Annotated in this window: 1 protein-coding gene; it reads left to right on the forward strand. The window is 68.5% G+C overall.

Annotated features, from left to right (window positions below; genetic code table 11):
• A partial coding sequence (locus ACTQ1E_RS08845) for a DNA methyltransferase (protein ID WP_441565895.1) occupies positions 1-702 on the forward strand: 702 nt, incomplete at both ends.

Here is a 702-nt window from a genome sequence, read left to right on the forward strand (position 1 = left end):
GAGGAGGACTGGGAAGACGTCCAGGTCCTGGGATGGATGTACCAGTACTACAACTCCGAGGTCAAGGACGCCTTCTTCGCCTCCAAGGCCAAGGAGACCCCCGACACCATAGGCCCGGCCACCCAGCTGTTCACGCCCGACTGGATCGTGCGCTACATGGTGCAGAACTCGCTGGGGCGCCTGTGGATGCTCAACAACCCCGCGAGCCCCCTGCGCGACGAGATGGAGTACTACATCGAGCCCGACGAGGCACACGAGGACTTCATCAGGATCGCCGGCCCCGAGGACATCTCGCTTTGCGACCCGGCGTGCGGCTCGGGCCACATCCTGGTCTACGCCTTCGAGCTGCTGGCCAAGATGTACCTGGAGCGCGGCTACCGCGAGCGCGAGATCCCCGGGCTCGTCCTGTCCAGGAACCTGCACGGCATGGAGATCGACCCCCGCGCCGCCCAGATCGCGCGCCTGGCGCTGGCCATGTGCGCCCGCGAGCTGGACCGCCGCTTCTTCGGCCGCGGCGTGCAGGCCGACATCGCCGTGCTCGCCCCCGTGGCGCTGGGGGAGGGCGATATCCCGCACGGCAGCGCGCTCGAGAAGAGGAAGGACCTCGTCGACGCCCTGGCGCACCTGAACGAGGCGGGCTCCCTGCTCGCCCCGGGAAAGGACGACCTCGCCGCGATCCGCGAGGCGATAGAGCTCACCGGC

Origin of the sequence: Collinsella sp. LCP21S3_C7 (assembly GCF_052118485.1) — a bacterium.
Taxonomy (GTDB): Bacteria; Actinomycetota; Coriobacteriia; order Coriobacteriales; family Coriobacteriaceae; genus Collinsella.